This window comes from Mesorhizobium sp. M0870, assembly GCF_040319775.1.
Taxonomy (GTDB): domain Bacteria; phylum Pseudomonadota; class Alphaproteobacteria; order Rhizobiales; family Rhizobiaceae; genus Mesorhizobium.
The window spans coordinates 29,401-39,802 of sequence record NZ_JAMYOI010000043.1; the positions used below are offsets into that span (position 1 = coordinate 29,401).

A 10,402-nucleotide genomic window follows, 5' to 3' on the forward strand; every position below is an offset into this window, starting at 1 on the left:
AAAGGCGTGTCCTATCTATTCGGCGAAATCGCGGCAACGGGCCGCGTTGGAATAGAACCATCGGACCACGACGTGTCGGGTGGAGAGGGCCTTTGACCATGCGTGGAAAAGTCGTTCTTTCGTTGCTGGCCGTCGCCTGCCTGGGTGCGGCCGGGTGGCTTTATCTCTCGCCTGATGCGCTGGGCAGGGTCCAGCAGGTTATCGGCGCAAAGCAGGTTGCCGCGCCGGACAAACAGGCCACGGCTTCGGACAAGAAGGCCGACAATGCCGGGCGCTCGGCCTCGATCCTCTCGGCCGTCGCCTCGACAGCCGATTTCCCGATCCGGCGCTACGCGATCGGCTTCGTCTCCTCTCCAGCCGTCGTCAACATCAATGCGCGCGTGTCCAGCCAGATCGTCTCCATCGATGTCAAGGACGGGCAGATGGTCAGGGTCGGCGACGTTCTGTTTTCGCTCGATGACCGGGCGCTGAAGGCGCAGCTTGCCAAGGATCAGGCGGCGCTCGCCAAGGATCAGGCGATGCTCGCCAGCTCGCAGTCGGATCTTCAGCGCGCGAAGGATCTGGTCGCCAAGCAGGCCGGCACGCAGCAGACCTACGACCAGGCCGTCGCCGCGCAGAAGGCTGCCGCAGCGACTGTCGATGCCGACAAGGCGACAATCGACGCCGACAATGTCCAGCTTGGCTTCGCCACGATCACGGCGCCGATTTCCGGCAGGCTGGGCGCTGTCAGCGTCGCCGTCGGCGATCTCGTCACCGTCAGCAATGGCAACAGCAGCACGGCCACTCCGCTGGTGACCATCACCCAGATGGACCCGCTGCAGGTCAACTTCAATCTTCCCGAGAGCAATCTGGCCCTGCTGCACAAGGCGCTCGCCAACCCGCAGCAGGGCGCGGTGACGCTGACCAAGGATGGCGACCCGACGCCGATCGGCAAGGGTACGCTCGATTTCGTCGACTCCAGCGTCGACACCGCGTCGGGCACGATTGCCACGCGGGCAAGCATTCCCAATGCCGATCTTTCGCTATGGCCCGGCCAGTATGTGAATGTCGTGCTCGACGCCGGCATCATGCCGCAGATGACATCGGTTCCCACGGTCGCGGTGCAGCCAAGCCAGAAGGGGCCGTTCGTCTATGTGGTCAAGCCGGACAACACGGTCGAGATGCGCCCGGTGCAGGTGGCGCTGACCGAAGGCGACAACAGCGCCATCAGCCAGGGGCTGAAAAGCGGTGAGAAGGTTGTCACCGAAGGTCAGACAAGGCTGAAGGACGGCGCCGCCGTGCATGAAGGCAAGGCCACGGCGAGTGCAGCCGCGCCCAAGGTGGCCGAGGCGACCAACGCCGGCGAGGCGGCCCAATGATCTCCGAATTCTGCATACGCCGACCCGTCGCCACCCTTCTGATGTCGTTCGCCCTCGTGCTGGGCGGGCTGTTCGCCTACAAGTTCCTCCCGGTGGCCGCACTGCCCAGCGCCGAATTCCCGGTGGTCAATGTCTCGGCTTCGCTGCCCGGCGCCTCGCCGGAAACCATGGCGACATCGGTGGCGACGCCGCTGATCAAGCAGTTTGCCACCATCGCCGGCATCGATTCGATCTCGACCACGAACTCGCTTGGCCAGACCTCGATCGCCATCCAGTTCGTGCTCAACCGCGACATCGATGCGGCGGCGGCCGATGTGCAGGCGGCGATCGCGCGCACGCAGAAATCATTGCCGCCGCAGATGACGGCGCCGCCGAGCTATCGCAAGGTCAATCCGGCCGACGCGCCGATCCTTTTGATGTCGCTGGTCAGCGACACGGTTCCGCTGACCGATCTCGATGCTTTCGCGGAAAATGTCATCTCGCCGTCGCTGTCGACCATCGACGGCGTGGCGCAGGTCTCGATCTTCGGCCAACAGAAATACGCGGTGCGCATCCAGATCGACCCGACCGCGCTTGCCGCGCGCGGCATCTCGATCGATCAGCTGCAGGCGGCGGTCGCCTCGGCCAACAGCAACACGCCGCTGGGCGTGCTGCAGAACGACAAGCAGCAGCTCACCATCACCGCCAACACGCAGCTGACCGACGCCGCCGGTTTCTCCAACATCATCATCGCCACCAAGGACGGCCATCCGGTACGGCTGGGCGAGGTGACCCGCGTGGTCGATTCGGTGCAGACCACCACCACCGCAAGTTGGTACGATGGCACCCGCGCGATAATCATGGCGGTGCAACGCCAGCCCGACGCCAACACTGTCGACGTCGTCGACAAGGTCAAGGCGATGCTGCCGTCCTTCAAGGACCAGATGCCGGCCGCCGCCGACATCAAGCTGCTTAACGACCGCTCCAGTTCGATCCGGCAGGCGGTCAGCGACGTGCAGTTCACGCTGTTGCTCACCATTGCCCTGGTGATCATGGTGATCTTCGTGTTCCTGCGCCGGGTAACGGCGACGATCATTCCGGCCGTGGCTGTGCCGATCTCGCTGATTGCCACGCTCGGCGCGATGTTCCTGTTCGGCTTTTCCATCGACAACATATCGCTGATGGGCCTGACGCTGGCGGTCGGCCTCGTCGTCGACGACGCCATCGTGATGCTTGAAAACATCTTCCGCCATATGGAGGAGGACGGGCTGTCGGCCTTCGACGCCTCGCTGAAGGGCGCGCGCGAAATCGGCTTCACCATCATCTCGATCTCGATCTCGCTGGTGGCGGTGTTCATCCCCGTGCTGCTGATGGGTGGCGTCATCGGGCGCATCTTCAACGAGTTCGCCGTCGTGGTGACGGTCGCCATCCTGGCGTCGATGTTCGTGTCGCTGACGCTGACGCCGATGCTGTGCTCGCGGCTGCTGTCGGTGACCAAAGCCGACCGTGACAAGCATGGCCCCGGTCATAAGCAGGACCTCGTCACCCGCGGCTACGACAGGGTCTTGAGCTTCTGCCTGCGCCACACCTTCCTGGTGTTCCTCGTCTTCGTCGGCACCGCGGCAGCGTCGGTGTGGCTGATCCAGACTTCGCCGAAGGGTTTCTTCCCGCAGGAGGACATCGGCCAGATATCGGTGACCACCATCGCACGTCAGGACATCTCTTTCGATGCCATGTCCAGGCTGCAAGGACAGGTCGCCAGTGTCTTCTCGCATTCGCCCTATGTCGACCATGTGGCGTGGTCGGCGGGCAGCGGCAACAATGCGCTCAATCAGGGGCAGCTTTTCGTCCAGCTCAAGGGCAAGGACCAGCGCCCCGATATCGAGAAGGTGCTTTCGGATCTGCGCAAGCAACTGGCCGGCGTGGCGGGCATCGAGACCTACATGCAGCCGGTGCAGAATTTGAGGCTGGGCTCGCGGTCGTCGGCAAGCGCCTACCAGCTCGTGGTTCAGGGCCTTGATACCGGCCTGACCGATATTTGGGCGCAGAAACTGAACGACGCGATGGCTGCCGACCATGCGAACTTCACCGACGTCACCAGCGACCTGCAGAACAATGCGTTGCAGGCGACGCTGGTGGTGGATCGCGACAAGGCCGCCCAGCTCGGTATCGACACCGACACGTTGCGCTCCGCCCTCTATGGCGGGTTCGGCACCGACCAGGTTTCGACAATCTTCGGTTCGGCCGACAGCTACGAAGTTATCACCGAGCTCGATCCCAAGATCGAGTGGTCGCCCGAGCGGATGCTGGCCATCCAGATGAGAACGGCGAGCGGCAGTCTTGTTCCGCTCGGCGCCTTCGCCCGGGTCGATCGCACGGCCGGCGCCCTGACTGTCAACCAGCTCGGCCAGCTTCCAGCCGTGACCATCTCCTACAATCTGCCGCAGGGCGTGGCGCTGGGCGACAGCGTGACGCGCATCAATGCGCTGAAGGAGCAGATCGGCATGCCGACGGTGATCTCGACCACCTTCGCCGGCACGGCCAAGACCTTCCAGGATTCTCTTGCCAACCAGGGTTTTCTGGTCGGCGGCGCAATCCTGACCATCTACATCGTGCTCGGCATACTCTACGAGAGCTTCATCCACCCGCTGACGATCCTCACCGGCCTGCCGTCGGCCGTGCTAGGAGCGGTCGTTGCGCTGCGCTTCGCCGGCATGGATCTGTCTGTCATCGCGGTGATCGGCATCCTGATGCTGATCGGCATCGTCAAGAAGAACGGCATCATGATGGTCGACGTCGCGCTCGAACTGCGACGAGAAGGCATGTCGGCGACCGAGTCGATCCACAAGGCGTGCCTGATGCGGTTCAGGCCGATCATGATGACGACGCTGGCGGCACTGATGGGCACCATCCCGATCGCGCTCGGCACCGGCGCCAGCGCCGAGCTGCGCCAGCCGCTGGGCGTTGCCGTTGTCGGCGGCCTGCTTGCCTCGCAGGCGCTGACGCTGTTCGTGACGCCGGTGATCTATGTCTACATGGAGAATTTCTCGGGCTGGCTGGTCGGGCTTTGGTCAAGTCGCAAGGGCGAGCCGAGCCCGGTCGAAGATGTCGACCAGCTCTCGCTGTTCAAACCAAGGGAAGACATGCTGCCCGAACCGCAGCGGGCGGCGGCCGAATGATGTGACAGGGCCAGCGCCATGTGCCGTTGGCCCAAGCCGTTGCGCTTGCGGCGGCATCGCTGGAAACGTAGTTTGCGGCCATGTCACACGATCATGGCCACGACAACGAACTCGATCCGTTTACCGCCCGCGTCCGCGCGCTGGAAACCATCCTCACCCAAAAGGGGCTGATCGATCCGGCGGCGATCGACGTCATCGTCGATACCTACGAGACGAAAATCGGACCGCGCAACGGCGCCAGGGTGGTGGCGAAGGCCTGGAGCGATCCCGCCTATGCCGAATGGCTGAAACGCGATGCGACGGCGGCGATCGAATCGCTGAGCTACACCGGCCGTCAGGGCGAGCACATGCAGGCGGTGTTCAACACCGAGGAGACGCACAATCTCGTCGTCTGCACGCTGTGCTCCTGCTATCCGTGGTCGGTGCTCGGCCTGCCGCCGGTCTGGTACAAGGCGCCGCCCTATCGTTCGCGTGCCGTCATCGATCCGCGCGGCGTGCTGGAGGAGTTCGGGCTGACGCTGCCGGCGGACAAGAAAATCCGCGTCTGGGATTCCACTGCCGAGCTGCGCTATCTCGTCGTGCCGATGCGGCCCGAAAATACCGAAGGCTGGAGCGAGGAGCGGCTGGCGGAACTGGTCAGCCGTGATGCGATGATCGGGACCGGCTTGGCCCAAAGACCTGAAATAGAGGGGCAGCCGGCATGAACGGGCCGCAGGATCTCGGCGGACAAATGGGGTTCGGTCCCGTCGCGCCCGAACAGGACGAGCCGTATTTTCATGCCGCATGGGAGAGGCGGGCGCTCGGCGTGACGCTGACTGCCGGCGCCATGGGAGCCTGGAACATCGACGAGAGCCGGCATGCGCGGGAATCACTGCATCCGGCCGACTATTATGCCTCCAGCTACTACGAGATCTGGATCAAGGCGCTGGAGGTGCTGCTCAAGCGCCATGGGTTTGTCAGCGAGCGCGATTTGGCTGAGGGCCGAGCGATTGATCCGGCTGCGACACCGAAAAGGGTGCTGAAGGCGGAAAACGTGCCTGCCGTGCTGGCCAAGGGCGGGCCTTGCGACCGGCCGGTGGCACAGCCGGCGCGGTTCAAGGCCGGCGATCCTGTGCGGACCAAGAACTTCAACCCGACCGGCCACACGCGGCTGCCGCGCTACGCACGCGGCAAGCAGGGTAGAATCGAGGCCGTGCGCGATGGCTTCGTGTTCCCCGACAGCAACGCGCATGGACACGGCGAAAATCCGCAATGGGTCTACACCGTGGTTTTCGAAGGGCCGGAAATCTGGGGCGAGGGCGCCGACCCGATGCTTGTTGTGTCGATCGACGCCTGGGAGAGCTATCTTGAGCCGGCGTGATGGCTTCGTTGGCGATTTGCCTCCGGGCGTCGATGCCCCTGTTTTCGCCGAACCATGGCAGGCCGAGGCGTTCGCCATGACGGTGGCGTTGCACGACAAGGGCCTGTTTTCGTGGAGCGAGTGGGCGCAGGCACTGTCGGAAGAAGTGAAGAGACCGGGCGCCGCAGCGGACGGCCATGATTATTACGAACATTGGCTGGCGGCGCTGGAAAGCCTGCTTGCCACCAAAGGGCTGGCCGCGAAGTCGGATGTCGACGCTATGGCTGAAGCCTGGGAGCGCGCCGCGCATGCCACGCCGCACGGCAAGCCGATCCTGCTAGAAAACGATCCCCAGCCGATTCGATAAGGTGTGGGATGAGCTTGTATGTTCCCTTTACGTTCTTGTCTGTGCCTGATAGCCTGACCCGTCGGCGGCATTGAAGCGTCCCGGCGCATCGATGATGGTGGCAACCGATCTTGTCTTTCCCCTGCGAATCCGGTCTGTCGCACTGATGGAATTCTCTCCCCAACAGGACGACGCGCTGCAGGCGGTCGCCCAATGGCTGAAGACCGGCCAGCCGCAGCTGTTCCGGCTGTTCGGCTATGCCGGCACCGGCAAGACGACCTTGGCGCGGTATTTCGCCGAACATGTCGACGGCCAGGTGCAGTTCGCCGCCTTTACCGGCAAGGCGGCGCAGGTGCTGCGCTCCAAGGGTGCAGTCAATGCGCGCACCATCCATTCGCTGATCTATCGGCCGAAGGGCGAGGAATCGGTATCGGACGAGGTCACCGGCAAGACGTCGATGTCGCCGACCTTCTCGCTCAACCGCCAGAGCCCGATTACGCGGGCGAAACTGGTCGTCATCGACGAATGCTCGATGGTCGACGAGCAGCTCGGCCGCGACCTGATGAGTTTCGGCACGCCGATCCTGGTGCTGGGCGACCCCGGCCAGCTGCCGCCGATCTCGGGCGGCGGCTTCTTCACCGACCACGAGCCGGATTTTTTGCTGACCGAAATCCACCGGCAGGCGCGCGACAACCCGATCCTGCGGCTGGCGCTCGATGTGCGCGAGGGCCGTGAATTCATGCGTGGCGACTATGGCACGGCGCAGGTGATCGGCAAGGAAGACGTCACCCAGGAGCTGGTGCTGAAGGCGGACCAGGTGCTGGTCGGCACCAACCGCACGCGTCGCCGCTACAATCAGCGGCTGCGCGAGCTCAAGGGCTTCAACGCCGATTATCCGCAAGCCGGCGACAAGCTGGTCTGCCTGCGCAACGATCCGGCCAAGGGCCTGCTCAATGGCTCGCTGTGGAAGGTGATGACCTCGTCGCGCGAGACGGTGAAGCCCGGCATCAACCTTCTGGTGTCGCCGGAAGAGGACGATCCGGATCGTGGCGTCGCCAAGATCAAGCTGCTCAAGGCGGCGTTCGAGGATCCCGATGCCGATATCCCCTGGCAGCAGAAGAAGCGCTTCGACGATTTCGACTATGGCTACGCGCTGACCGTGCACAAGGCGCAGGGCTCGCAGTGGAACGAGATTGTGCTGTTCGATGAAAGCTGGGCCTTCAAGGAAACCCGCCAGCGCTGGCTCTACACCGCCATCACGCGGGCGGCCGAACGGCTGACGATCGTCAGGTAGGGGCTCCGGATGCTGTTGCCCCGATAGGCTGTGCGGCAAGCCATTGCCAGGCGGCAGCCTCGTCCTCCGCCCTGAAATGCCTGATTTCGATGGGCGGTGAGGACGGCAGAAAGCGTTGTGCGTCCGCTATCCAGTCCGGTTCGCCGATGGTTGCGCAACGGCCGACATGTTCCAATGCATGAATGGCACCCTGCTTCAGGGTCTCGTCCGCGATGTCGGCCCAGTCGACGCCATCGTGGTCGACGAGGCGCACCAGCACATTGATGCGCGGGTGCAGGGCATAGGCTGCCTCCAGCAGCCCGAAAAGATTTTCACCGTCGGCCGCGGAAACGTGCCCGACGACATCGATGGCGAAAAGGTCGTCGCGGCTGGTCTCGATACGGCGGATTGCCGGAACCTCATCGAGAAAATTCATCGGTGCGTCCTTTCCCGGGTTCGCTCATCAGGCTTGGAACACGCGAAACCCCCAGTCTGTTCCCACCAAAGGCATTACTGTTCCCGTCAAAGGCATTATAGGTGGGCGCGTTGAATGATTTCCGAGGCCACCCGCATGCCTGCAAAGCTCTCCGTCAACCTCAATGCCATCGCCATGCTGCGCAACCGGCGCGACCTGCCGTGGCCAAGCGTGACCGGCCTCGGCCGCATTGCGCTGGCGGCCGGAGCGCATGGGCTGACGGTGCATCCACGCCCCGACGAGCGGCACACAAGACACTCCGATCTGCCTGAGATTCGGTCGCTGATCGACGACGAGTTTCCGCGCGCGGAATTCAACATCGAGGGCTATCCGACCGAGGATTTCCTGGTGCTTGTGGAAAAGCACCAGCCCGAACAGGTGACTTTGGTGCCGGACGATCCGGCCCAGGCGACATCGGACCATGGCTGGAACTTCGCCACCCGGGCCGCGTTCCTCACACCGATCGTCAAGCGTCTGAAAAAGGGGGGCTTTCGCGTGTCGCTGTTTTCCGATCCGGACCCCGATTGGGTGGCGGCCGCCCGCGATGTCGGCGCCGACCGTATCGAACTCTATACGGGTCCATATGGTAGCTATCACACAGATTCCGCCAAAGCGGCCAAGGAGCTGGAAAGACTGGGAAAAACCGCCGACGCCGCGCTTGCTGCCGGGCTTCAGGTCAATGCCGGGCACGATCTGGTGGTCAGCAATCTGCCCGCACTTGCCAAGCGCATTCCGGCATTGGCCGAAGTGTCGATCGGACATGGGTTGACAGCCGACGCGTTGGAGTATGGCATGGCCGGCACGGTGGGTCGGTTCCTCAAGGCCTGCGGATGGTAGCGATGGCAGCCTCGCGTGGCAGGCATGGCAGCCATTACGCGACGGCACTTGATATTGCATTGCAGCAAGCGTAGAGCACCGCGCGCTTATCGGAGTGTCGTCCATGGCCCTTACCAATACTGGTAGTGAGGCAGAACCCGTCGAACAATCGAGCCATTCGGAAGTCGAGCAGCACAGCACCAAGGTTCTGATGCTGGGCGCGCTCGGTGTCGTCTATGGGGATATCGGCACCAGCCCGATCTACGCCTTTCGCGAGGCGCTGGTGGCGTCGTCGGGCGGCAATGTCGCCGAGCGCGGCGATATCCTCGGCGTGCTGTCGCTGATCATCTGGTCGCTGACGATCATCGTCACCATCAAGTACATCATGTTCGTGCTGCGGGCGAACAACCGCGGCGAGGGCGGCGTGCTGTCGCTGATGGCGCTGGCGCGCGGCAGTTTCCCCAAGCGCTCGGCGCTGATGCTCGGCATCGGCATTGTCGGGGCATCGCTTTTCTTCGGTGATGCCGTCATCACGCCGGCGATATCGGTGCTGTCGGCGGTTGAGGGCATGAATGTCGTCACGCCGACCTTCCAGCCCTATGTCGTGCCGCTGACATTGGTCATCCTTGCCATGGTGTTTGCGGTGCAACGTTTCGGCACGGGGGGTGTGGGGCTGGTCTTCGGTCCCGTGACGGCGGTGTGGTTCCTGGCGATCGGCCTTTCCGGCCTCAACCACATCATCGCCGATCCGGAAATCCTGTGGGCGATCAGCCCGCACTACATCGTCGCGTTTCTGATCAATTCGCCCGACGTCGCTTTCGTGACCATCGGCGCCATCTTCCTCGCCGTCACCGGTGCGGAAGCACTCTATGCCGATCTCGGGCATTTCGGCCGCAAGCCGATCGTGCTCGCCTGGCTGTGGGTCGTGTTCCCGTGCCTGCTGCTGAACTATGCCGGGCAGGGTGCCTTCGTGCTGGCCAAGAACGGCGTCGTCGGCCATCCTTTCTTTGAGATGAACGAAGGCTGGACGCTGATCCCGATGGTCGTGCTGGCGACCGCCGCGACGGTCATCGCCAGCCAGGCGGTGATCTCGGGCGCCTTCTCGCTGACCAGGCAGGCGGTGCAGCTCAACATGCTGCCGCGCCTTGAAATCCTGCACACCTCGGAGAAACAGTCCGGCCAGATCTACATGCCGCGCGTCAACCTGCTGCTGGCGCTGGTGGTGATGATGCTGGTCGTCGGCTTCGGCGAATCCAGCAGGCTGGCGTCGGCATACGGCATCTCGGTGACCGGCAACATGCTGGTGACCACAGTGCTCTTGTTTGTGGTCATGACGCGGATTTGGAAATGGCGGCTGTGGGTGGCGGTCGCCATGACGGCGCTGTTCGGCTTCATCGACGTCGGCTTTTTTGCCTCCAACATCGTCAAAGTGTTCGAGGGCGGCTGGGCCTCGCTGGCCGTGGCCTTCACCATCGTGCTGGCCATGTGGACCTGGGTGCGCGGCAGCCGCTATCTGTTCGACAAGACCCGCCGCAACGAAATCCCGCTCGATTTCCTCGCCGGCAATCTCCTGAAGAAAAAGCCGCAGCTGGTGTCCGGCACCGCGGTGTTCCTGACGAGCGATCCACTCAGCGCGC

The 10,402-nt window shown here is 63.5% G+C and carries 9 protein-coding genes; 8 read left to right on the plus strand and 1 reads right to left on the minus strand.

Translation table 11 applies throughout. From position 1 onward, the window contains the following. The first annotated feature begins 98 nt into the window (after positions 1-98). The 6 genes from NKH97_RS30990 (at position 99) to NKH97_RS31015 (ending at position 7,495) form a co-directional block, all read left to right on the plus strand. Complete coding sequence (locus NKH97_RS30990) at positions 99-1,358, plus strand: efflux RND transporter periplasmic adaptor subunit (RefSeq protein ID WP_352442882.1); 1,260 nt, start codon at positions 99-101, stop codon at positions 1,356-1,358. Further along, positions 1,355-4,516 (plus strand): efflux RND transporter permease subunit, encoded by a 3,162-nt coding sequence (locus NKH97_RS30995; protein ID WP_352442861.1) that lies wholly within the window; start codon positions 1,355-1,357, stop codon positions 4,514-4,516. Before NKH97_RS30990 ends, NKH97_RS30995 begins: the two co-directional genes overlap by 4 nt. Before the next feature lie 80 nt (positions 4,517-4,596). Further along, positions 4,597-5,220 carry a nitrile hydratase subunit alpha gene (nthA, locus tag NKH97_RS31000; protein WP_352442860.1) on the plus strand — a complete coding sequence of 208 codons (624 nt, stop codon included), beginning with the start codon at positions 4,597-4,599 and terminating at the stop codon, positions 5,218-5,220. After that, complete coding sequence (nthB, locus tag NKH97_RS31005; RefSeq protein WP_352442859.1) at positions 5,217-5,876, plus strand: nitrile hydratase subunit beta; 660 nt, start codon at positions 5,217-5,219, stop codon at positions 5,874-5,876. Before nthA ends, nthB begins: the two co-directional genes overlap by 4 nt. Beyond that, positions 5,863-6,222 carry a nitrile hydratase accessory protein gene (locus NKH97_RS31010; protein ID WP_352442858.1) on the plus strand — a complete coding sequence of 120 codons (360 nt, stop codon included), beginning with the start codon at positions 5,863-5,865 and terminating at the stop codon, positions 6,220-6,222. The genes nthB and NKH97_RS31010 overlap by 14 nt, the downstream gene beginning before the upstream one ends. A 145-nt stretch (positions 6,223-6,367) precedes the next feature. Further along, a complete protein-coding gene (locus NKH97_RS31015; protein WP_352442881.1) occupies positions 6,368-7,495 on the plus strand; it encodes an ATP-dependent DNA helicase in 1,128 nt (375 codons plus the stop codon). Here NKH97_RS31015 and NKH97_RS31020 read toward each other — a convergent pair. Beyond that, positions 7,488-7,910 carry a SpoIIAA family protein gene (locus NKH97_RS31020; RefSeq protein WP_352799599.1) on the minus strand — a complete coding sequence of 141 codons (423 nt, stop codon included), beginning with the start codon at positions 7,908-7,910 and terminating at the stop codon, positions 7,488-7,490. The two genes, NKH97_RS31015 and NKH97_RS31020, sit on opposite strands and share 8 nt — an antisense overlap. 135 nt (positions 7,911-8,045) lie before the next feature. On the opposite strand from NKH97_RS31020, the gene NKH97_RS31025 reads away from it, so the two are divergent. Then, positions 8,046-8,786, plus strand: coding sequence for a pyridoxine 5'-phosphate synthase (locus NKH97_RS31025; RefSeq protein ID WP_023813048.1), 741 nt, complete (start codon positions 8,046-8,048; stop codon positions 8,784-8,786). 103 nt (positions 8,787-8,889) lie between these two features. Further along, a partial coding sequence (locus NKH97_RS31030) for a potassium transporter Kup (RefSeq protein ID WP_352799600.1) occupies positions 8,890-10,402 on the plus strand: 1,513 nt, incomplete at its 3' end.